Origin of the sequence: Vibrio sp. 10N.222.54.E6, from assembly GCF_041473955.1 — a bacterium.
Taxonomy (GTDB): domain Bacteria; phylum Pseudomonadota; class Gammaproteobacteria; order Enterobacterales; family Vibrionaceae; genus Vibrio; species Vibrio tasmaniensis_A.
In genome coordinates, this window is sequence record NZ_JBFRTD010000010.1 from 254,440 (window position 1) to 275,349 (window position 20,910).

Here is a 20,910-nt window from a genome sequence, read left to right on the forward strand (position 1 = left end):
TAATAACGCTTACCTACACATAACCCGACAATCCAGTTGGCGTAAATAGTATGAGCATTGGCGATATTTGCACTGCAAACCAACACCCTGATCTTTATTCTACTCCCATAAATCAGCACACGGAGTGAAGATAGATCTAGCAAGCTAGATTTCGAAACAAGGATAGTGACTTTCTAACTTGGGATAGAAATGATGACTGTCAGTGAATTGAAATATCGATATTTTTTCGAAGCCATGGGTAAAGTTGCGCCTTCAGCTGCAACGAACTCTCTTCCTACTTTAGCGAATATTGCGTGTTCTCCCATCAAGTCGCCTCCCTCTTATTGGAACAAGCAGAACCTTCCAGTCGGCAGCCACTTTTCCGCAGCAAGAGGCAACGACCGCCTCTTATTTGAATTGGCCTATCAACTAGAAAGCGCCAAGCCTTGGGCAAATAAAAAAGCCCCAATAGCACTTTAAGAAGCAATGCACTTTAAAAAGCAATTCACTTTCAAGAGCTATTTATTTTCAAGAGCTATTCGATTTCGAAATCAGTTCGATTAAAAACCATTCAAGTACGAGTCTATTGATGAAACATATTATCTCCCTATTTTTGGCAACTATGATGCTTGCTTCTCCTTCATACGCAGCTTTAGCACCAAGCGAAGGTTTCAGTGGCAACATGACCTTCCTAACCGGCTTCACCGCAAACTCAAGCAACTTAGATGTTGGCCAAAGTAATCATCAATCTCAAACCGATTTAATGTCGTCTGGTGCAACTGAAGCCAATGGAATGGTCGCTATTTTAGGTTCGATGCAGTACACCTTTGGCGCTTTGAATCACAAGCAAATTTTCTTAGGCACCTCTAGAGACGACATCATTACAGGTACGTTGGCATTTGAAGTGGGCTATAGACAGCAACTGGAGAGCGGGATGGTTATCGACTTTTCCATCTTACCAACGCTGATCTCTGGCGAAGTGTGGGATGACCCTTATGCCGTTGATTCGAAGAGAGAAGAAACCGACCTAACCGGCAACGTGGTTCGAATGCAGCTGTCTAAAATGATGGGGACTAACTTTAATATCGATATGGCTTTTGGCGAGTCCGATGTGAAAAAAGAAAACACAGGATTAAAAGGACTTGATTTAACGGACGAAGAGCGAGCATTAATGACGCGAGAGCGAGAGTATTTTTACCTAAAGTCGGGTTACCAGTACTTCTTAAAAGATGGGTCTGGCATTCTCACGCCTTCAATCAATGTTTTCTCGTCGAACTCTGAGGGTAATGCGTTATCATTCCTGAGTGTTGGAGCAGAGGTGAACTTAGCGAAAAGATTCGGCAATCATGGTCTGGCTTTCACGATCAACGCAGCAAAACGCGACTATGATAAAGAGAACCCTATTTTCAATAAGACGCGTGAAGACAAAGATTTCGGTGCATTTATCGCCTATGAATATGCCAATATCTTTGATGCAAAAAACTGGTCTCTAGTATCACTATTAGGTGCAAAAACAACCACATCGAATATTGAATATTACCAATCGTCACAATATGTAGTTTCAGTAGGTGTTGATTACAAGTTCTAAGGTCTAACTGAGCTTTTCACTGCTTGTAACCAGTAAAAAAATCCTATAATTTGAGGCACATTAACGAGGAGAACACTCTTCAACAACCAGCAATAACAGGAAGTTATGGTGGAAAGTTTTAGTACTCAGTTGCCCATATTTTGGTTTAAAACTTTAGATTCAGCGATCCAAGCTAGAATTGGAGACAGCAGTGACATCTGGTCAGGGGCAGAGGTATATGAACAACTTTGCTCCGCCGAAACGATTTCGGCCCATCAGCTTCAAACCGGGATCACCAATATCTACCAACGTTTTGATCATGAACTGATCGACTTGTTTGATGAATCAGCCCGTTACTTTGATGAGCTTGAAATGGGCGCTCCGGTCATGGCCATGCTAACCGCCCCCAATATCTCCAGCTTTTGTGAACTACTGAGTCGATATTCAATTCATATACACCCACTATTGAAGATATTCAGTCGTGAAACCGATAACGGTGAACTGGAACTTTGGACAGTGACACCCGAATACATTGATGAGTCAACGCTAATGACACACATTAGCTTGGGGCTCTATTTCAGTATTATTCTCAAGCTCATTCGAAAGTACCTCAATGCGCCCAAGCAAAAACTTACCATTCATATCAACAAGAGCACCATTGGCGATGAGTTCTTGGCTATCTTCGAGCGCGTATTCAATATAGAAATGAAAGAAGGTTACCCTGCCCGATATCTCCTTTTCTCTAACGAACTGGCACAGAGAAAGCCTCGCCAATTCCAACCTGATTTTCATGCAGAGTTAGTACGAATTGCTGACCAACAGATGGAAAAGGTGTTAAAAACCAACTTAATCTACAAAGTGAATGAAACGTTCAAGGTGCTTGCAGTGAAAGACACAAACCTAGATAGCGTAGCAAGCAACCTGCACATAAGCCCTCGAACCTTGAACCGTAAACTTAAACAAGAAAGTGTGAGTTTCCGTCGTTTGTTTGATAAGTATCGACTTGAACTGAGCCTGACCTTACTTAACCAAAACGACGGTAATATTACTTATGTCGCTCACGAACTTGGCTTCTCAGATTCGAGCGCATTCAGCCGAGCATTCAAAAATTGGACTGGGCACTCTCCTACCGAACTAAAATCGTAAGGTCACTTTCCGGCGAGTTATACGCTTCAGCGGAAGCTTCTTCTCGACGGCATTCTTATGTGTCAGGCCAATCGAAGTCGATCCAAATACAAAAAGGATTGGTATCTCTACCAATCCTCTTTAGGGGGGGTTCGGTTTTCTACCTTATGACAGGCAGGTAACGCGATTACTCGTAATCAGTCGCGTACGTGTCTTCGTATGTGTGCGAGTAGAATTCGAATAGGTTGCCAAACGGGTCTTCTAGATAAACCATTTGCGCTTGTTTTAGTTCGTCTTCTGGGTGGTAACGCATGATGTCCATACGAACCTTACCGCCATACTCTTCAACACGCTTAATAGCTGAATGAAACTGCTCTTTTGGAAGTTGCAGACAGAAGTGGAAGATGCCTAGACGAGAGAAGTCTACTTCGTGACGCTCTTGACGTTCTTTCATTTCGAACAGTTCAACACCGATGCCATCAGATGTGACTAGGTGTGCAATGTTGAAGCCTTTGAAGCCTTCGCCAAATACTGCGATACACATACGGCCGATTGCTGATTCACGCTCTTCCATAACCTTAGTGTTGTTCATTACGATTCTTAGACCCAGCGCTTTCGTGTAAAACTCGACTGCTTGATCCATGTCACCCACCATGATGCCTACGTGATTCATTTTCATAACTTACTCCAAATTCGTTTTTAATTCTGTGCGTTTCGAAGACTGGCTTCGATGTTTCGTTTCGATGGAGAGAGTATATGGAGATGTAACGATTAAATGAAATTATCATTAATTATATTAATGATAATTTTTTGTTATTTACAGATTTAGCATCAAATCCCAGCTCGCTTAAAGAAGCCACGCCTGCCCTTGCCTACTTAGATACATAGATACATAGAGGCTTACGTGAATAGAGATAAGCCGAAATAGAACGTAGCCCTAGTTTGATAACTTTTATCGATAGTTTTTGTCGATAGCGATCTTCTTACGAAGATAGGATTTGCCTATTGAATCTATAGAAATGTCCGATTTCACTAATTTTCGGTGCGAATGCAATATAGCTCCATCGACGCGGGATAGCGTTAAACACTACAAATTAGAAAGAGAGTCGAATCATGATCAACACAGAAATCAAACCATTCAACGCAACAGCATTCAAAAACGGCGAATTCGTAGAAATCACTGAGCAAGACGTTAAAGGCAAGTGGGCTGTATTCTTCTTCTACCCAGCAGACTTCACGTTTGTATGTCCAACTGAGCTAGTTGACCTACAAGACAAATACGCAGAGCTTCAATCTCGCGGCGTAGAAGTTTTCTCAGTATCAACTGACACGCACTTCTCTCACAAAGCATGGCACGATACTTCTGACAAAATCGGCACTATCGAATACTTCATGGTCGGCGACCAAACAGGCAACATCACAAACAACTTCAACGTTATGCGTGAAGGTCAAGGCCTTGCAGACCGTGCAACGTTCCTAATCGACCCTGAAGGCGTTATCCAAGCAATGGAAATCACAGCTGAAGGCATCGGACGTGACGCAGAAGACCTACTACGCAAGGTTAAAGCAGCACAATACGTAGCCGCTCACCCAGGTGAAGTTTGCCCAGCTAAATGGAAAGAAGGCGAAGAGACTCTAGCGCCATCTCTAGACCTAGTAGGCAAGATTTAATCTAAGCCTAGTTCAAACAAGAACAGCTAAGAAAGAACAAGTAAAACAGAACAGTTAAACGGTTCTACAGGCGCGCTTCGGCCTCCCTCCTAAAGGGCAGTTGCGCGCCACCCTTTCAAAACATCAACACCACAATATTTGCCGACTTGCGCCCCCTTTTTATTTTCCTTTTTCAGCAAGAAGGTATTGGTCAATACCAAGACACAGAATTTAAGAGCAGGCACGATTATGTTAGATCAAGCAATGAAGCAGCAGCTAAAAGCATACCTAGAAAACCTAAAAACCAATGTTCAGTTAGTCCTTAGCCTAGATGACAGCGACACCGCGAACAAACTTCAAGATCTGGCGAATGATATAGCTTCTCTCACTGACAAAATTGAAGTGATTCGAGATGACAGCGCAAGCACTCGCAGTCCTATCATGCAGGTAGTGAACCAAGAGAAAGGCACCGCGATCGGTTTTGCCGGTTTGCCAATGGGCCACGAGTTCACATCACTGGTACTTGCACTGCTTCATAGTGGTGGTCACCCTATCAAGCTTGAAGCGGACGTAATCGAGCAAATTAAAGAACTCGATCAAGAGCTTAATGTAGAGATTTTTATCTCACTCTCATGCCAAAACTGTCCAGAAGTGGTTCAGGCATTCAACATGATGTCGGCGATTAACCCTCTGGTTAAGACAACCATGATCGACGGCGCAGCATTCCAAGACGAAGTGAAGTCTCGCGACATCATGGCAGTACCAAGCGTGTTTATTAACGGTGAGCTATTTGGTCAAGGCCGTATGTCTCTGGCTGAGATCCTGAACAAAGTTGACTCAGGCGCAGCAGAAAAGAAAGCGGCTAACCTAAACGAACAAGCACCGTTTGATGTATTGGTTGTCGGTGGCGGCCCTGCAGGATCTTCAGCGGCTATCTACGCAGCACGTAAAGGCATTCGTACCGGTGTGGTTGCAGACCGATTCGGTGGCCAAGTTATGGATACCATGGCGATTGAGAACTTTATCTCCGTGAAAGCGACAACAGGTCCTAAATTAGTGGCAAGCCTTGAAGAGCACGTAAAAGAGTACGGTGTTGAGATAATGACTGAGCAGCGCGCTGCAAACATCATCGCAGCCGAAGACACAGGCGACGGTTACATCCACGTCGAACTAGAGAGCGGCGCAACATTACGATCTCGCACGGTTATCACCAGTACCGGTGCTCGCTGGCGTGAAATGAATGTTCCGGGTGAGCAAGATTACCGCAATAAAGGCGTCGCTTACTGCCCACACTGTGACGGTCCTTTATTCAAAGGTAAGAAAACAGCGGTTATCGGTGGTGGTAACTCAGGTATCGAAGCGGCAATTGATTTAGCGGGTATCGTTGAACACGTAACCGTACTTGAATTTGCAGACACACTGCGTGCAGACCAAGTGCTTATCGACAAAGCGAACGCAACACCAAACATCGAAATCATCAAGATGGCGCAAACAACGCAAGTGATTGGTGATGGCAACCGCGTAACCGGTCTGGAATACAAAGACCGCAACACCGATGAACTTAAACAGATTGAACTAGCAGGTATCTTTGTTCAAATCGGCCTGATGCCAAACAGCGAATGGTTGAAGGGTTCGAAGGTAGAGCTTTCACCACGCGGTGAAATTGAAATTAACGCTCATGGCGCAACATCAATGAAAGGTGTATTCGCAGCGGGTGACGTAACAACCGTACCTTACAAACAGATCATCATTGCAATGGGTGAAGGTGCAAAAGCAAGCTTAGGTGCATTTGACCACCTAATCCGTAACTCAGCTCCAGTTAAAGAGGCTGAAACGGCTTAATCTTTAAACCTAAAACTTAAAACTTAAAACTTAAAACTTAAAACTTAAAACTTAAAACTTAAAACTTAAAAGCTTCTAGGCATAAAAGCTTTTAACTCAAGTTCCTTAAATATTTGTTAACTTAATTCTTTACTGTTAACGACTTAGTCGACATTTAGACACCACTCCTATGGATTTAGGAGTGGTTTTTTTCCTTGTGATTTATGCCGGTTGATAAAGCATAAAGGCAACCACCATCGCTAAGCTTCCACCCAAGCAACGGTTCACAAACATCATCTGTTTTGGTGATTGCAGTAATTTTTTCAGCATGGTGCCGCAATACGCCCACACCAACATGCACGGCACACCGGTAATCACCATACCCGCGATAATGGTCACTACTTGAATCAAGTAATCTGCATTCGGAGTAATGAATTGCGAAAACACGGTTAATGAAGCTATCCAACCTTTAGGGTTTAACACCTGCACCAACACACCTGACATAAAACCTGAACGTTTATCTGTGGTGCTTTCTTCGATTTGCATGTTCGCAATCGACCACGCCATAAACAGCAAGTAAGCCGCACCCACGTATTTCAAAATGTTATAAAGATCTGGGTAAAGGGTAAATAGACTCACCAATCCGACACTGGATCCTGCCAGTACGATGATGATGCCAACAGCGTTCCCAGAGATAAAAGGTAAAGTCGCAGCAAATCCATAACGACTTGAAATCCCAAGTAATGCGATATTGCCTGCCCCAGGTGTAATTGCAATTGATGTTGAAAATAGCAAGAACGCCAGCATTAATTGAGAGCTCATTTCCTCTCACTCCTAATAAGTAAAGTATTTATACGGAGAGAGTTTACAGATTCGACTAGGAATTAAATTGCTATATAGGCTAATATTAATGCAAATTTGAGCAAGACCTTCCTAAAAACACCATGAAACAGAAAGAATCCACCAAAGAAGTGTTAGATGACACAGATATCGCCATCTTAGAACATATCCAACAAGACGGACGCATGAGCAACAGCAAGCTCGCAGAGAAAGTGAACCTCAGCGAAACCCCATGTTGGCGCCGTTGGAAACGCATGGAAGAGACGGGTTATATCGATGGTTACGCCGCGAAGCTAAACCGCAAAAAGCTTGGTTTTCATGTGGCTGGTTTTACTCTTGTGACCTTAGGTAACCATGAAGTAGAAAACACAGAACCGTTTGAAGAGTTTGTCGAAGTAACCGATTGGATTCCTATGTGTCACTGTATTGCAGGCGGCGCCGACTATATGATTCAAGTGCTAGCGAAAGATTTAGAAGAGTACTTTGAGCGTATTAGCTCGATCAGACGAGTAAAAGGTGTAAGTGCGATTCAGTCGAATATCTCGGTTAAAGAGTTGAAAAACAGCTATAAGTTGCCTCTTGGGGATTAGCTTGCGCTACCATCTACTCAGAACTCTATTAACTCGGGCTTATTTTTACTCAAAGAAAAGATTGATAGACCAAACAAAAAATGCCCAGTCAACGGTTTGTTAACCGGGCACTTAGTTTTTACAAGTGCGTATTAGTTACCCACACCACCTGTTTTTTCAGCTGGTAAATCTGGTGTCACTGGGGGCCACTCTTGGAAGGTTGCTAGATGTTGTTGTACAGCAGCTTGAGCAGGACCAAATGCCCACATTTTTTGCCCCATCCACTTCAAGTACATGCCCGACTCTTCCGCCGCTCTCTCGTATGGGTCACGACGTAAGTTAAACAGTAATGGTGCATTTAGCTCCTCTTTCGGACCACTCCAGCCATGATTTTGGACCACAAAGTGCGCCTTCCAATCACCAACACGAACCGCTTGCAGCTTGTCTCGTTCGTAGTAGTAGATCTCTTTACGGTTTGACTCACCTTTCTCAGTCAGCATATCCACTTGGTTGTAACCATCAAGGTGCGCTTTAAAGCCATCGTGACCTTTCAGCAGTTTTTCTTTTAGATCCGTTGGACCACCAGCCGCAGCGACAAGAGTGGGTAACCAATCCATACCATCAAAGATGCCATTGCCTACAGTACCCGCTGGGATTTTACCCGGCCAGCTAACCAGTGCAGGGGCTCTTACGCCACCTTCCCAAGTTGTGCCTTTCTCACCGTGATAAGGTGTCATACCGCCATCTGGCCAAGTCATGATCTCAGGACCATTATCCGCAGTGAAAATGATGATGGTGTTATCGGCAATACCGAGTTCTTCCATTTTGGCCATCATTTCACCAACATGGTCATCAAGATCTTTCATGACCACTTCTTGAAGTCCCCAACCGTTTTGGCCAAGCATAGCTTCGTATTCAGGTGACAGGTGCGTCCAAACGTGACCACGTGATGGACAGTACCAAGTGAAGAATGGCTTATCCGCTTCAACCGCCCTTTCGATGAAGTTGATCGCATGTTTATTTACTTCATCGTCGAGTGTACGCATACGCTCGATCGACAATGCACCATCGTCTTCAATCGTTTGACCACCTTTACCGTCTGATCTTGCATAAATAACATTACGAGGTGCAAACGCATCCAAAGATCCATCTTTTGGCCAATCTGGATCTTCTGTGTATTCCATTGCATTCAAGTGATACAACCAACCCCAATACTCATCAAAACCGTGCATTGTCGGTAAGAATTCATCTCTATCACCAAGGTGGTTTTTGCCAAACTGCCCCGTGACATAACCCATGGTTTTAAGGATTTCAGGAAGCGTTGGCGTGTCGGCACTTAAACCAACTGGGCCACCCGGTAACCCAACTGAGTGCATGCCTGTTCGAACAGGGAGTTGACCCGTTAAGAATGCAGAACGACCCGCCGTACAAGAAGGTTGAGCATAGTAATCCGTTAATAGCATGCCCTTTTCAGCAATACTATCGATGTTCGGTGTTTCGCTGCTCATCACACCATTGTGATAAGCACTCAGGTTTGATATTCCAATATCATCCGTGAAGATAACAAAAATATTCGGTTGCTCTTGTGCTGACCATGCTGATAGCGAAAAGCTACTCAACACACTCATCACAACAAGGTGGAAAATCCTTTTCATAGAATGTCCTTATACTGTTTCAGATTGCTCTTTGTGAACCATTTTTATTCCTACCAAACCAAAGCCAAGCTCCAATAGTAGATAGACGACAAGTAGCCAGTGAGGCATGCCATCTATCAACAAGCTAATGACTCGGCCGGCAGCCAAACCCAACATGAAGACCACCAAACTGTAGAGTGCTGGCAGTCGGTATTTCTTTAGTAACGCCCCTACTATCCAAAACAGAGCCAACGCTAAGTACAACCCCATCACAGCACGAAAGATATGAGTGACATTGATAGGGCTAGCATCAATTCCGAAAAGATAATCAAGGGAGACAACGGGGGCATAACCGTACGACAACGCAATCGGTGTTAAACCCAAAACAGCAACGAACAAAAAAATGCTTTGTGGCTTCATATCCTTACTCTTTTAATTTGGCTCTTTTCAAAAAACATAGTCTACAATCAGCAATATACAAGTTGCATATGTGAAAAATGGATAGTTAAAACACACATTCACATTCGTGCTATTTCACATCGAAGATAAGGATATCAATATGGCTAAATGGCATTACCTACTCGCATCAGCGTTGGCTGTTAGTTCAACCGTAAATGCACAAGAAGCAAGTTCACAATCGGACACGAAAAAGTGGCAACACAGCATAGAAATTTATGCGCTTGCTTTAAATATCCGTGGTAATACAACAATTGGTGATATTTCTAGCGATGTTGATGTCGACCCTGCATTCATCATGGGTCATTTGGATATGGGAGCGATGCTTCGACTAGAGGGGATCTATAACAATCAGTGGGGTTATTACGTTGACTACAGCTACATGAAACTGAGCGGAAAGTCAGATTCAATCATCGGCAACACAGGTATTCTTAATGGCAAGCTTGAGATCAGACAAGGCGTTTTAGAAGCAAAAGGCTTTAAACGCTACCAATACGACATTGGTGCCATTGATTATATGGTTGGATTACGCTGGTGGGATAACGATATTGATTCCAAACTCTACACAAACAGCGGGACAACCCTGAATTCAAGATCTTTAGAAGAAGATTGGATTGATTATCTGATAGGCGTTCGTTGGACCAAGGAACTCAACAAAAATTGGACTGTGCACACGAGCTTAGATATGGGCCTTGGAAGCGATACCGACTTTACCTCATCTCTGTTAACCGGCGCTCGCTATCAAATTAACGACTGGTCGGATTTAAATCTGGCGTATAAATCCACTTGGGTTGATTACGAAAACAAAGGTACCTTTGAATACGATACCGCATCGCAAGGGTTCCTGATTGGTTGGGCTGCTCACTTTTAATCCGATTATCGTAACGTGTTAGAACCCTCGGCCAATCCAATGCCAACCCAACATTGGTCATTTGGATTTAATTTCAATTAAAACGTAAGCCTCGAATGATTCTTATCTCTGGTGATGACCTCCGTCGCCAGAGGTTTTTCTGCGTGAAACATGCACCGCCCTCCCTCATAGAAAACCCATTAAATCATAGACTAACTCTCGCACACCGCGCATTTGATCCATCTAAAAAATTGTAATTTTAGGTCATGGAAATACAGGCTTATGTTTTGAGATATTTAATCTTCATTTAATCTTACCATCGCCCATTCGAACAGTGTTTTTTATTTTGAAAATGCCGCTAAAATCCTCTCCCGAAATTTACAAACCAGAGTAAAAACAATGAAAAAATTAGTCTTAGCGGCTCTTACGATTGCCTCAGTTACGGGGATCGCATCAACTTCAGCTTTCGCATCAAACGAAATGTACACATTAGGTGGTGTAGGTATGGATAGCGGTGACGTTGGCGCTCAATTCACGTTAGGTAGCCAGATCGTTCAAAGCAATTGGTATATTGAATCGACGTTACTTGTTATCAGCACTGACGATAAGTCTACTAGCTATAATGGTGACAAGGTGCTTCAAACAGAGCAAGAGTTCGATTCTTTAATGCTTTCATTAACACCTATGTATAAGCACAGCTTCAGCGAAAACTTCGCTGTTTATGGTAAGGCGGGCGCGTTTTACGCACACTCAGATACCAAATTGGTGTTCCGATCTAGCGATAATAATGAAGTCCACAAAGGGTCCCATGGTGATTTTGGCTTAACTTACGGCATCGGCGCAGAATACAAGTCACTAAAACCAGTTTTCGGCCACTCCAAGTTTGTGACTCGAGCTGGATTTGATTGGTATGAGTTCGGCGGAAGTACTGGTTGGTATACCGCTGAGTCGGTACTGAATATCCAAGCAGGCTTTACCTTTTAATTGAGTCGATAAAAAAGTAAGCCTCTTGTTGTGTGGGGCTTACTTTGTACATTTTTTGATTCAGACTACACACTCTTTCTTCATGATAGCAAGTCCTGTTTCCAAGGTATGTGCCCAAGCTTGTTCGATATTTTCATCATAAAGTGGATCGTATTTTTTAACCGTATTGAGCAAGGAATTAAACCACTCGTTGAGCTCTTGCTCAGAAATATCCATGCCTAAATCTTTATGTCGCTTCCCAAGCTTTCTCACCGAGTTTCGTACGCTCGGCAGACCTGCAGAGTTATAGATAAGGATGATTGAAGCTTTAAGCATCTTGGTTTGTTGCTCTAACCCTATGTTTTCAAATCGCTCTGAAAACCTAGGGTTGTGTTCGCAGAAGTCCGCCAAAAATGTTTCTAGAAATTCTTCATCGATCCTGCAACGCTCAAAGCTTTCATAAAACAGTTCATTAGGTGTCATTTTGTTGGTTCTTCGCATTCGCCAGCGATCCTTAACAGTCCATGTCATCTAAGTATACGCCACTATGGCATAAAGTGAGTTGCACAGATCTTGTTTCCATCAGGATCTCGCAAATAAGCCATGTACAAGCGACGCTCGTCAGAACCTCTCGCTCCGGGGCCATTTTCAATACTGGTACCGCCATTTTCGACGCCAACACGATGCCACTCATCTACAACTTCTGGGGAGGATGCAAGAAAACCCACCGTCATACCGTTGCCGTGAGTCGCAGGCTGACCATCAATCGGCTTCGTTAAACCCAACACACCCGTTTGGCTAACGTAAACACAGCGCCCTTTGGGATCAACAGAACCTTCGCTATAACCAAGCACTTTCATGATTGGGTCATAAAAAGCCTTCGCGCGTTCAATATCTTTGGTACCGAGAAAAACATGGCTGAACATAACTAACCTCTTCTTTTATTGAAAGAACCACCTAAACTAGACCTATAATTCGTGATTGTCTAGGCACGCTATTCGGCCACAACTGTTGCTTAACCCATTGAGTAAAAGCTAAAACTTAGCCCGTTGCTCCATGTTTTTCAGGAACTCAGTTAGTCTAATCAACAATGCGTTGTGCGCCCTGTCCTTGGTCATGCAGAATATCTTCAGGGTTCAACAATTGGCATTTCTGCATACTCAAACACCCGCAACCGATACAACCAGTTAGGTTTTCTTGTAGAGATTTAATCTGCGCCATCTTGCTGTCCAGTTGCCCCTGCCATTTCTTCGCAACGCGTTCCCAATCTCGCTTAGTCGCGGTATGGTTCATTGGCAGTGTTGATAACTCTTCGGTGATCTCTTCGAGCGTGAAGCCTATCGACTGCGCGACTTGTATCAACGCAATTCGTCTCAACATCGCCGACTGATACCGGCGTTGATTTCCGTTAGTACGAATCGAAGCAATCAACCCTTTGGTTTCATAAAAGCGCAGCGCTGAAGGTGCCACACCACTTCGCTCCGCCAATTGGCCTATGGTGAGATATACGATGTTTCTCATTACGACACTATCCTTGAGATCATAAATATTTAAAGCTTACTTTAACTTTATAATAACGACCAATTCTCATCTTAACTAATTAATGTCCTTAAACTTTGATAACGGGCGCAATGAAAAGAAACCACGCAAATAGCTACTTTGTTTTATTGTGGTGTTCTCGCTCTCTAAATCTGACTCATGATCGATTTCAGGCTCTCTGCTATTTCGGCATTGATGATTTCTCCCGTTTCTACATTAAAGTTATCGTAGAAACTTGGTACCGACATCGAGCCCTTCACATCAGCATCAAAGTAAGGTGCAGAATGTACCGCAGACGACAACACAGAGCTGGCGCCACCTGGGCCTGGTGATGTGGAGAGCATCACAACAGGTTTGCCTTGGTACACTTTCATGTCGATTCGTGATGTCCAATCAAACACATTCTTAAAGGCTGCGGTGTATGAACCGTTGTACTCTGCAAAAGAGATGACGACAGCATCTGCTTCGCCAATCTTGCTAAAAAAGCGCTGCGCATGTTGATGGACACCGGACTCTTTTTCTCTGTCTTCACTGTAAATGGGCATCTCGAAATCATTAAGATCGAGCACCTCTACTTGCGCGCCCTCAACTAAGCTTGCGGTGTACGCTGCCAATTGTTGGTTAATCGATGCTTTACTGTTGGTCGCGCCAATCGCTAATACTTTCATTGTTGATCCTTGTTCATTTTTCTCACCTTTTTGCACTCATGACTTCAATTACGGAGCTCAAAGTTCATAACTGAAGATTCGTAACGTCTGTTTGATAACATCAAAACCTGCACTAGGCGACAAGGTGATAGATTGTGTTTTTAGATTGGGGACGATGATAGAACTTCAAGTTAACTTGAGGTAAAGCGATATTTTCAAAAAATAGGAAATAATTTAAAAACACTTATAAAGCAGTTAATTACGAAAGGTTAAACATAGGTTAGTATTACACAGACAAAAATAAGCACACCCAAAATACAGTGAGTGTGCTTGATCGAAATACTATTTACTTAAGTTGATTTAATGGACTGACACCAGAGTAAGCGACTCCGGATAGCTCGGCCATTTCGCGATTCCATGTTGCCAAATCGTGAGGATTAAACTGATTCAAATGATCATGACCACACGCTCTCGCCATCACTTGCATCAATTCAGTCGAGGCTTCGAAGAAGTTCTTCAATTGATTCGATGCCTTCTCGACATTTAACCGTTGGCGTAAATCGGCTTTTTGAGTCGCGATGCCCGCCGGGCAATTATTGGTGTTACACATTCGGGCGGCAACACACCCTATCGACTGCATGGCACTGTTCGAGATAGCGACACCATCTGCACCAAGCGCCATCGCTTTTACAAAGTCCATTGGAACACGAAGCCCACCAGTAATGATTAAGGTGACTCTGCCACTTACGCCTTGCTTGTCTAGATAGGCTCTGGCACGAGCAAGCGCTGGAATAGTTGGCACGCTAATATGGTCACGGAACATTTCTGGCGCCGCACCTGTGCCACCGCCTCGACCATCCAAGATGATGTAATCGGCACTGGCATCCAATGCGAACTGAATATCCTCTTCAATATGATTGGCACTCAACTTGAAGCCAATTGGGATCCCGCCAGTCACCTCTCGAACTCGGTCGGCGAACTTTTTGAAATCCTCGACGGTTTTTAGATCAACAAAGGTGGGTGGAGAAATCGCGGCGGTACCCGCTTCAATGCCACGCACCTCTGCTATCTTGCCAATGTTCTTCGCACCCGGTAGGTGACCGCCAGTTCCGGTTTTAGCACCCTGCCCACCTTTAAAATGGAAGGCTTGGACATTTTTGAGCTTAGATTCATCGTAACCAAATTGTGCGCTAGCTAATTCATAAAAGTAACGTGAGTTTGCCGCTTGCTCTTCGGGCAACATGCCTCCCTCACCCGAGCAAATTCCCGTTCCCGCAAGCTCCGCGCCTGTCGCTAAAGAGATTTTCGCTTCTTCAGACAACGACCCAAAACTCATATCAGAAACAAACAAAGATATGTTCAACTTGAGTGGCTTTTTCGCTTTTGGCCCAATAATAAGCTCAGTACCAACTGGCACATGTTCCAATAACGGTTTGGTCGCCATTTGTGCAACCATCACTTGAATATCATCCCAGTGAGGCAATAGATATCTTGGAACGCCCATTGAAGTCATTGGCCCGTGATGCCCCACTTTGGATAAGCCATCTCGTGCTAATTGATGAATGAACTCAACCGTGGGCTCCTCTTTGGTTGCAGAAGCCGCAGGTGAGAGATCGGGCGTTGCCGCTTGGATGTGAACATCGGGGCCTTCTTGGCCCACTTGCTCAGCCGTAAACTGTTTATGGGTGCCATCACAGAAAGGGAGATTGTTCGAATACTTACAGCGGCACAGGTAAGCGTCGCCGGTTTCCTCGGCCACGAAACTCTTCGGTTTGAAGCCCGTTCCTGCATGAGAACCATCACAAAACGGTTGGTTTTTCGATTTCCCACAGGTACAGAAGTAATACTCCTCCCCTTCTGTTAGCTCCACTTTGACTGGCTTGGTATCCGCTATCACTGGATTCTTCATAGTTCGCTCACCTTTTCTTTCTTATGATTTGATGACTGAAGCGATGACTTGCTCACAAGAGTAAAGTAAAGGTGAGATACGCGGCTAATTCAATAAATAAGCCAGAGAAAACAAGCTGAATAGACAGTCTAAAAACAGAAATCTTACTGATTCAACACAAACAAAAATGGCCACCAAATCGGCAGCCATTGTGTTTTAAATCTGAGTCTAAGCTAAACGTGAAAGGTTAATCGAATAACTCGATGACCAGCTTGTTGTCTTTAATCACTAGATTGGGTTCCGATGACTTGATCAACGACTCTTGCACTTTATTGCTGTCGAGCTTGTAAACTGGAGACTGGGACAAAGCAAAACCAATCATAGAAACGGCAGGCTTAAGTAGTTTGGCAATCTCTGGCGAAAGCTGTTTATCTTTTTCTTCAAAGCGCTCTAAACGCAGTGATTTCAAATAAATCTCGCCGCTCTCTTTGTCGTATTCAGGAATCGCACTGAACTCGATATCCAAGTCCAACCCCATATTCGGCATATTGAACACCTGAACTTTTGCATTGGTGTTCGCTAAAACAGACACACGCTCGGTATCAGCTCTACCAATCTGCACCGCTAAATCATCAACAGCGACTTGCGCATACATAACGTTTTGCACACCGACTTCTTGTTCTAACATCACCGAATCTTGCAGGTAGTTCATCATTTCTTGCTCAGTCACGCTGTAGCTAACACAACCACTTAGCACCAGCACAGAAGCTGCCAAAATAAACTTTTTTGCTACGTTAATTATCATCAATACCAACTCTTTATCGTTAGTTATTAGCGCGGAATTTACCTTGTAATGGTACTGTAAAATAGTCGTCACAATTACAGTGTCGGATAACTGAGTAAAATGATCCACCTAGTTGGTGATTGCGTACAATTTAAAATTAGCAAAAATAGTTAGGGAAACAATGACTGCATTAACGATATTTTACGATGGCACCTGTCCACTTTGTGCAAAAGAGATGGCGGCACTGGCTAAATCTGATACCAAAAATCAGATTCAAACCATCGATATCTACAGTGAGGCGTTTACAGATTACCCGCAGATAGATGCAGAGGCAGCCAACACGATTTTGCATGCACTCGATGAGAATGGAAAACTGCTGCTGGGTTTGGACGTGACTTACCAAGCGTGGAAGCTGGTTGGTAAAGGTTGGCTTTATACCCCATTGCGCTGGGCGATATTTAGGCCAATGGCCGACTGGTGTTATCTGCGGTTTGCCAAGAACCGATACAAAGTCTCTTTCTGGCTAACTGGAAAGTCACGTTGCAACGGTAACAGCTGCACTAAATAGCTGTACTAAATTGCATTGGTATTAAGACATACCACTCGCGACTTTGTAATACACCACACCAAACAGCGCAGCAAAAACTAAAACGGTAACCGCGACTTTTAACCAAATAAACTTCATGTTTTGTCCTCTAAATTCTGTTTACTGTTTCGCGAGACAAGTTACCACAACAAAACATTCGGTTGGGTAATGATTTATAGAACTTTGTAGTCATACCAATCACAGTAAGTAAGTGGTCAAAAATAGCGCAGGGAAAAAGCTGGAGAACAAGGCGGCTCTTTTCGACAAGAAGTTTCGATAAGTAGTTATTCTACAATCAAAAAATCTAACGACGTTATCGAGATTTTTAACAAGCTAGGGTGAACAGTTATTTACTACGATTGGTATCAATCTTGATAACTAAGTGAGAACCTTTATGTCGGCAAAAGAAAGAAATCTACCTACCCATCGTATTTCAAGATTCAGTAAGTTCGCCTCGCTGGCAACAAGGGTCGCGGGTAATGTGCTGACGGAAGGCACCAAGCAACTCGCACAGGGCAATAGGCCGACAGCAAAAGACTTACTGCTAACGCCACAAAACATTGCTCGGCTCACCGATCAACTCGCACACCTGCGCGGTGCAGCAATGAAACTGGGGCAGATGCTATCAATGGATGCAGGCGATGTCTTAGAACCTGAATTAGCCGATATTCTTTCTCGCCTACGTTCAGACGCTGACCCACTGCCAGCCAAACAGCTCAGCCAAGTGTTGGAAAATTCACTCGGAATCAACTGGAAGGTGGAGTTTATCTCCTTCAACTTTAAGCCCATCGCCAGTGCGTCCATCGGTCAGGTTCACCAAGCGTATAGCGACTCTGGAGACAAACTTGCCATAAAAGTCCAATACCCAGGCATTCGAAAAAGCATCGACAGTGATGTGGATAACGTTGGTACATTGCTCAATATTGTTGGGTTGATACCCAAGTCAGTCGATTACAAAGGCTTGTTAGAAGAGGCAAAAAAACAACTACATGATGAAGCCGACTATGCTCGCGAGGCCGACTATGCGACTCGTTATCAAAATGCATTAAAAGAGCACTCTCACTTCGTCGTGCCTAAGATTCATGCGCAAATCTCATCAGAATCGGTGCTCGCCATGGACTTCATTGAGGGCATCTCGATAGAGCAAATTGAAGGTTATGATCAAAGTACTCGAGATTTTGTGATGCACAGCTTGCTCGAACTCATGTTCAGGGAATTGTTCGATTTTAGGATGGTGCAGACCGACCCCAACTTCGCCAATTACTTGTATGTAGAACAAACACGACAGATTGGCTTATTGGATTTCGGTGCCACCCGTGAATACAGCGACCGCTTCAGTGATGGCTATCGTTTGGCCTTTACTTCTGTTGTTAATAAAGACGAATCAGGGCTCAATCAAGCACTCGAACAGATTGGATTCTTTAGCGAAGTCATACTGCCCGATCAGCGCCAAGCCATTCTTAACTTAGTGACTATGGCGTGTGAGCCCATGCTTGTCGACGAAGATTACAACTTCAAAGCCAGTGGTTTAGCACAAAGGCTTCGTGAAGCGGGAACCATACTCAGCATGGAGCAAGAGTATTGGCATACGCCACCAGCAGACGCTCTATTCCTCCACCGAAAGATTGGAGGCATGTACCTACTGGCATCTCGCCTTGGAGCAAGGGTGAACATAAGTCGTTTGGTCGCTCCATATCTCATCAGCGATGACACTTGATTAGTTCTTAAATAGTGACGGTTAATGATTAGCAAAGTGATCATTTCAAGTCGCTGAACAGTAATAACAGTTACGCCAACTAAAATGAGTCAGACTTATGAAACATTCACTGCTGTGCTCCACCGCCCTAATCGCAAGCCTAACAAGTTCATTCGCATTTTCAGCAAGCTGCCCTGAGATACTCAACGGCAAACAAAGGCTGCTAAATTCAAACGAAGAAATTGAGCTGTGTGAAGAGTTCCAAGGTAAGACTTTATTAATCGTGAATACGGCAAGCCAATGCGGTTTCACGCCTCAGTTCGAGCAACTAGAGCAGCTTCACCAAACGTATAAAGATGAAGGGTTCACGGTTGTTGGTTTCCCAAGTAATGATTTTCGCCAAGACAGAGGAAGCGAGAAGCAATCCGCAAAAATCTGCTACCTAGATTATGGCGTCACCTTTCCAATGATGGCGCGCGCGTCACTCTCTGGGCCAAACGCAAATCCAGTCTTTGCCGAAATCCAACAACAAGCCGGTATCAAACCGAAATGGAATTTCTACAAGTTCTTGGTCAGCAAAGAAGGCAAAGTGATAGCAACCTTCCCGAGTTCTACATCGCCAACCAGTAGCACCCTCAAAAATGCAATAGAGCAGCAGTTATGAGGTTAGATTACATGGAGACAACTCAAACACGCAACACCATGGCCAAGCTCGGTTATATGGGTTTAATCCCCTTTTTATTCGGCCTACTGTTATCACTCACCGACAGGCAATTCTTTAGCTTGAGCGGCGAAACACTCTTCATCACCTACAGCGTGGTTATCTTGAGCTTTTTGTCGGGCATCTTGTGGGGCAATGGGATAGAGAACTTCGAAAGCCAATCCAGCAACAAGGCTCTGATTCTTAGCAATGTTATTGTGTTGGCAGCGTGGCTAGCGGTGCTACTCGGTGAGCAACAAGAGTTCCTCACCACTCTGATTCTGATCTTAGGCTACATTGCGGTTTGGCGAGCGGAAAGGTCAATGAGAGAAGAGAATCAAAGTGAAGGCCCCGACGGCTACTTTGATATGCGAACCCGACTGACCTCTAGTGTCGTATTAATGCACGGTATCGTGATGTTGACCTAGGCGTGCGTACGCCCATATTTAAACCGGCATCAAGATGCGGGCTCTAGATAGGCACTCTCTTCTTTAATGGCACCAAAACCATCGACAAATACAACTCACAAACCAGTCAATTCCTACTGACGACTCACCAATAAATTCGCACCAGACAAGGCAAGAAACACAGAACATGCTTTATTGAAACGCTTGGCCATCTGAGGTTTTGAAAACCAATGTCGTAGATATAAGCCAAAGGCTGCATAGATAGAAATTGCGAGCATTTCTAATACAAGAAACGTACTTCCCAAAACAAAGAATTGAGTATTTACGTTCGCAGAAACATCGACAAATTGAGGAAGGAATGCAGTGAAAATGAGTATCGCTTTTGGATTGCCCGCAGCGAGTGCGAACTCTTGTTTAACAAGACCAAACCAGTTCTTATTTCGCTCGATATCCGCGACCGGGCTGGCTTGAGATCGCCATAGGTTAAACGCGATCCACAACAGATACATTGCACCAAATAATTTGATCAGGAAAAACAGCGTTTCAGAAGTATAAAGCACAACCGCTAAACCAGATGCAGCCAAAGCAATCATGCCGGAAAAAGCAAGGATTCTTCCTAGACCAGGGACAAAGGCGGCCTGAAATCCGTAACAACGGGCGTTGTTCATTGATAACAAATTGTTTGGGCCCGGTGTCATGTTGAGCGCGAAACAAGCGGGGATGAATAGCATTAACTTCCAGATTTCCATTTTTCGTCCTTGTTAAAAACTTCGTAAATATTTAATCAATGAACGAATGCAGAAAGCTCTGTATTTCAGCTTCACATGCCGCCATTTTAATTAATCATTACTCGACAATATAATGCTCTTCGTCTGGTTCAATCAAATTGTCTGCAATACCAATTTCGCCCGCGATGAAAATCGCACTCGCTATCGTTTCTAATGTTTTATTCGGCTCTCGATCCGGTACTTCGCCCACTTCAGGAACGGGCTGCGATCGCGAGATTGAATTACAAACGACACTTTCACAAACGATATTGTTTTGTTCCTGTCGAGAAACCTCAGGCGGCTTGAAACCCGATGAATTGAAGTCGGGAGTATCAACACTCTCGGTTGTAAAATGAGAATCACTGTATGAGGCAGCTGAAAACAGAGAGAGGAGCAGCATCCACTTATTCATATATCTTTCCATAGTTAGCATTCACTAGAT

General features: G+C 44.0%; 24 protein-coding genes. 12 read left to right on the forward strand and 12 right to left on the reverse strand.

Annotation, left to right across the window (positions count from 1 at the left end):
- The first annotated feature begins 189 nt into the window (after positions 1-189).
- The 3 genes from AB4513_RS06040 (at position 190) to AB4513_RS06050 (ending at position 2,692) form a co-directional block, all read left to right on the forward strand.
- Positions 190-459 carry a hypothetical protein gene (locus tag AB4513_RS06040; protein ID WP_032555251.1) on the forward strand — a complete coding sequence of 90 codons (270 nt, stop codon included), beginning with the start codon at positions 190-192 and terminating at the stop codon, positions 457-459.
- A gap of 109 nt (positions 460-568) precedes the next feature.
- Positions 569-1,567 carry a DUF2860 family protein gene (locus AB4513_RS06045; RefSeq protein WP_009847206.1) on the forward strand — a complete coding sequence of 333 codons (999 nt, stop codon included), beginning with the start codon at positions 569-571 and terminating at the stop codon, positions 1,565-1,567.
- 105 nt (positions 1,568-1,672) lie between these two features.
- Positions 1,673-2,692: an AraC family transcriptional regulator gene (locus tag AB4513_RS06050; protein WP_009847207.1), complete on the forward strand. Its 1,020-nt coding sequence runs from the start codon at positions 1,673-1,675 to the stop codon at positions 2,690-2,692.
- 166 nt (positions 2,693-2,858) lie between these two features.
- Here AB4513_RS06050 and AB4513_RS06055 read toward each other — a convergent pair whose 3' ends face one another.
- Complete coding sequence (locus tag AB4513_RS06055; protein WP_009847208.1) at positions 2,859-3,350, reverse strand: VOC family protein; 492 nt, start codon at positions 3,348-3,350, stop codon at positions 2,859-2,861.
- A gap of 434 nt (positions 3,351-3,784) precedes the next feature.
- On the opposite strand from AB4513_RS06055, the gene ahpC reads away from it, so the two are divergent.
- The gene (gene ahpC / locus AB4513_RS06060) at positions 3,785-4,342 is read left to right on the forward strand and encodes an alkyl hydroperoxide reductase subunit C (protein WP_004736364.1); all 558 of its coding nucleotides are present in this window, start codon (positions 3,785-3,787) and stop codon (positions 4,340-4,342) included.
- Between the two features lie 228 nt (positions 4,343-4,570).
- A complete protein-coding gene (ahpF, locus tag AB4513_RS06065) occupies positions 4,571-6,163 on the forward strand; it encodes an alkyl hydroperoxide reductase subunit F (protein WP_009847209.1) in 1,593 nt (530 codons plus the stop codon).
- Positions 6,164-6,364: 201 nt separating this feature from the next.
- Here the strand turns inward: ahpF and AB4513_RS06070 are convergent, their stop codons facing one another.
- The gene (locus AB4513_RS06070; protein ID WP_009847210.1) at positions 6,365-6,964 is read right to left on the reverse strand and encodes a LysE family translocator; all 600 of its coding nucleotides are present in this window, start codon (positions 6,962-6,964) and stop codon (positions 6,365-6,367) included.
- 122 nt (positions 6,965-7,086) lie between these two features.
- Between AB4513_RS06070 and AB4513_RS06075 the strand changes: the two genes are divergently transcribed.
- Positions 7,087-7,572, forward strand: a complete 486-nt coding sequence (locus AB4513_RS06075) for an Lrp/AsnC family transcriptional regulator (protein ID WP_004736367.1) — start codon at positions 7,087-7,089, stop codon at positions 7,570-7,572.
- A gap of 131 nt (positions 7,573-7,703) precedes the next feature.
- Here AB4513_RS06075 and AB4513_RS06080 read toward each other — a convergent pair whose 3' ends face one another.
- On the reverse strand, positions 7,704-9,206 hold the full coding sequence (locus tag AB4513_RS06080) for an arylsulfatase (protein WP_009847211.1): 1,503 nt from the start codon (positions 9,204-9,206) through the stop codon (positions 7,704-7,706).
- Positions 9,207-9,215: 9 nt separating this feature from the next.
- Positions 9,216-9,605, reverse strand: coding sequence for a DUF4345 domain-containing protein (locus AB4513_RS06085; protein WP_009847212.1), 390 nt, complete (start codon positions 9,603-9,605; stop codon positions 9,216-9,218).
- A 139-nt stretch (positions 9,606-9,744) separates the two neighbouring features.
- Between AB4513_RS06085 and AB4513_RS06090 the strand changes: the two genes are divergently transcribed.
- Complete coding sequence (locus AB4513_RS06090; RefSeq protein WP_009847213.1) at positions 9,745-10,512, forward strand: hypothetical protein; 768 nt, start codon at positions 9,745-9,747, stop codon at positions 10,510-10,512.
- A gap of 378 nt (positions 10,513-10,890) precedes the next feature.
- Complete coding sequence (locus tag AB4513_RS06095) at positions 10,891-11,475, forward strand: outer membrane beta-barrel protein (RefSeq protein ID WP_009847214.1); 585 nt, start codon at positions 10,891-10,893, stop codon at positions 11,473-11,475.
- Positions 11,476-11,535: 60 nt separating this feature from the next.
- Here AB4513_RS06095 and AB4513_RS06100 read toward each other — a convergent pair whose 3' ends face one another.
- From AB4513_RS06100 to AB4513_RS06125, 6 genes are all read right to left on the reverse strand, one after another.
- Positions 11,536-11,937 (reverse strand): globin, encoded by a 402-nt coding sequence (locus tag AB4513_RS06100; RefSeq protein ID WP_029224030.1) that lies wholly within the window; start codon positions 11,935-11,937, stop codon positions 11,536-11,538.
- Between the two features lie 62 nt (positions 11,938-11,999).
- Positions 12,000-12,380: a VOC family protein gene (locus tag AB4513_RS06105; RefSeq protein WP_009847216.1), complete on the reverse strand. Its 381-nt coding sequence runs from the start codon at positions 12,378-12,380 to the stop codon at positions 12,000-12,002.
- A 154-nt stretch (positions 12,381-12,534) separates the two neighbouring features.
- A complete protein-coding gene (gene soxR, locus AB4513_RS06110) occupies positions 12,535-12,975 on the reverse strand; it encodes a redox-sensitive transcriptional activator SoxR (RefSeq protein WP_009847217.1) in 441 nt (146 codons plus the stop codon).
- Between the two features lie 164 nt (positions 12,976-13,139).
- On the reverse strand, positions 13,140-13,661 hold the full coding sequence (locus AB4513_RS06115; protein WP_032555252.1) for an NADPH-dependent FMN reductase: 522 nt from the start codon (positions 13,659-13,661) through the stop codon (positions 13,140-13,142).
- 325 nt (positions 13,662-13,986) lie between these two features.
- On the reverse strand, positions 13,987-15,549 hold the full coding sequence (locus tag AB4513_RS06120) for a glutamate synthase-related protein (RefSeq protein ID WP_102257806.1): 1,563 nt from the start codon (positions 15,547-15,549) through the stop codon (positions 13,987-13,989).
- Between the two features lie 226 nt (positions 15,550-15,775).
- The gene (locus AB4513_RS06125; protein ID WP_009847220.1) at positions 15,776-16,333 is read right to left on the reverse strand and encodes a DUF1439 domain-containing protein; all 558 of its coding nucleotides are present in this window, start codon (positions 16,331-16,333) and stop codon (positions 15,776-15,778) included.
- A 160-nt stretch (positions 16,334-16,493) separates the two neighbouring features.
- On the opposite strand from AB4513_RS06125, the gene AB4513_RS06130 reads away from it, so the two are divergent.
- From AB4513_RS06130 to AB4513_RS06145, 4 genes are all read left to right on the forward strand, one after another.
- Positions 16,494-16,880 (forward strand): thiol-disulfide oxidoreductase DCC family protein, encoded by a 387-nt coding sequence (locus tag AB4513_RS06130; protein ID WP_009847221.1) that lies wholly within the window; start codon positions 16,494-16,496, stop codon positions 16,878-16,880.
- A gap of 412 nt (positions 16,881-17,292) precedes the next feature.
- Positions 17,293-18,615 (forward strand): AarF/ABC1/UbiB kinase family protein, encoded by a 1,323-nt coding sequence (locus AB4513_RS06135; protein WP_009847222.1) that lies wholly within the window; start codon positions 17,293-17,295, stop codon positions 18,613-18,615.
- Between the two features lie 97 nt (positions 18,616-18,712).
- A complete protein-coding gene (locus AB4513_RS06140) occupies positions 18,713-19,258 on the forward strand; it encodes a glutathione peroxidase (RefSeq protein WP_009847223.1) in 546 nt (181 codons plus the stop codon).
- Positions 19,255-19,722: a DUF3429 domain-containing protein gene (locus AB4513_RS06145; RefSeq protein ID WP_009847224.1), complete on the forward strand. Its 468-nt coding sequence runs from the start codon at positions 19,255-19,257 to the stop codon at positions 19,720-19,722. The genes AB4513_RS06140 and AB4513_RS06145 overlap by 4 nt, the downstream gene beginning before the upstream one ends.
- A gap of 113 nt (positions 19,723-19,835) precedes the next feature.
- Here AB4513_RS06145 and AB4513_RS06150 read toward each other — a convergent pair whose 3' ends face one another.
- A complete protein-coding gene (locus tag AB4513_RS06150; protein WP_009847225.1) occupies positions 19,836-20,450 on the reverse strand; it encodes a LysE family translocator in 615 nt (204 codons plus the stop codon).
- Between the two features lie 97 nt (positions 20,451-20,547).
- Complete coding sequence (locus AB4513_RS06155) at positions 20,548-20,901, reverse strand: hypothetical protein (RefSeq protein ID WP_102257805.1); 354 nt, start codon at positions 20,899-20,901, stop codon at positions 20,548-20,550.
- Positions 20,902-20,910: the final 9 nt, after the last annotated feature.

Excerpts from the sequence above, each read along its gene's own strand:
- AB4513_RS06040 (WP_032555251.1), top strand. The coding sequence starts at position 190 with ATGATGACTGTCAGTGAATTGAAATATCGATATTTTTTCGAAGCCATG.
- AB4513_RS06045 (WP_009847206.1), top strand. The coding sequence starts at position 569 with ATGAAACATATTATCTCCCTATTTTTGGCAACTATGATGCTTGCTTCT.
- AB4513_RS06050 (WP_009847207.1), top strand. The coding sequence starts at position 1,673 with ATGGTGGAAAGTTTTAGTACTCAGTTGCCCATATTTTGGTTTAAAACT.
- AB4513_RS06055 (WP_009847208.1), bottom strand. The coding sequence starts at position 3,350 with ATGAAAATGAATCACGTAGGCATCATGGTGGGTGACATGGATCAAGCA.
- ahpC (WP_004736364.1), top strand. The coding sequence starts at position 3,785 with ATGATCAACACAGAAATCAAACCATTCAACGCAACAGCATTCAAAAAC.
- ahpF (WP_009847209.1), top strand. The coding sequence starts at position 4,571 with ATGTTAGATCAAGCAATGAAGCAGCAGCTAAAAGCATACCTAGAAAAC.
- AB4513_RS06070 (WP_009847210.1), bottom strand. The coding sequence starts at position 6,964 with ATGAGCTCTCAATTAATGCTGGCGTTCTTGCTATTTTCAACATCAATT.
- AB4513_RS06075 (WP_004736367.1), top strand. The coding sequence starts at position 7,087 with ATGAAACAGAAAGAATCCACCAAAGAAGTGTTAGATGACACAGATATC.
- AB4513_RS06080 (WP_009847211.1), bottom strand. The coding sequence starts at position 9,206 with ATGAAAAGGATTTTCCACCTTGTTGTGATGAGTGTGTTGAGTAGCTTT.
- AB4513_RS06085 (WP_009847212.1), bottom strand. The coding sequence starts at position 9,605 with ATGAAGCCACAAAGCATTTTTTTGTTCGTTGCTGTTTTGGGTTTAACA.
- AB4513_RS06090 (WP_009847213.1), top strand. The coding sequence starts at position 9,745 with ATGGCTAAATGGCATTACCTACTCGCATCAGCGTTGGCTGTTAGTTCA.
- AB4513_RS06095 (WP_009847214.1), top strand. The coding sequence starts at position 10,891 with ATGAAAAAATTAGTCTTAGCGGCTCTTACGATTGCCTCAGTTACGGGG.
- AB4513_RS06100 (WP_029224030.1), bottom strand. The coding sequence starts at position 11,937 with ATGACACCTAATGAACTGTTTTATGAAAGCTTTGAGCGTTGCAGGATC.
- AB4513_RS06105 (WP_009847216.1), bottom strand. The coding sequence starts at position 12,380 with ATGTTCAGCCATGTTTTTCTCGGTACCAAAGATATTGAACGCGCGAAG.
- soxR (WP_009847217.1), bottom strand. The coding sequence starts at position 12,975 with ATGAGAAACATCGTATATCTCACCATAGGCCAATTGGCGGAGCGAAGT.
- AB4513_RS06115 (WP_032555252.1), bottom strand. The coding sequence starts at position 13,661 with ATGAAAGTATTAGCGATTGGCGCGACCAACAGTAAAGCATCGATTAAC.
- AB4513_RS06120 (WP_102257806.1), bottom strand. The coding sequence starts at position 15,549 with ATGAAGAATCCAGTGATAGCGGATACCAAGCCAGTCAAAGTGGAGCTA.
- AB4513_RS06125 (WP_009847220.1), bottom strand. The coding sequence starts at position 16,333 with ATGATAATTAACGTAGCAAAAAAGTTTATTTTGGCAGCTTCTGTGCTG.
- AB4513_RS06130 (WP_009847221.1), top strand. The coding sequence starts at position 16,494 with ATGACTGCATTAACGATATTTTACGATGGCACCTGTCCACTTTGTGCA.
- AB4513_RS06135 (WP_009847222.1), top strand. The coding sequence starts at position 17,293 with ATGTCGGCAAAAGAAAGAAATCTACCTACCCATCGTATTTCAAGATTC.
- AB4513_RS06140 (WP_009847223.1), top strand. The coding sequence starts at position 18,713 with ATGAAACATTCACTGCTGTGCTCCACCGCCCTAATCGCAAGCCTAACA.
- AB4513_RS06145 (WP_009847224.1), top strand. The coding sequence starts at position 19,255 with ATGAGGTTAGATTACATGGAGACAACTCAAACACGCAACACCATGGCC.
- AB4513_RS06150 (WP_009847225.1), bottom strand. The coding sequence starts at position 20,450 with ATGGAAATCTGGAAGTTAATGCTATTCATCCCCGCTTGTTTCGCGCTC.
- AB4513_RS06155 (WP_102257805.1), bottom strand. The coding sequence starts at position 20,901 with ATGCTAACTATGGAAAGATATATGAATAAGTGGATGCTGCTCCTCTCT.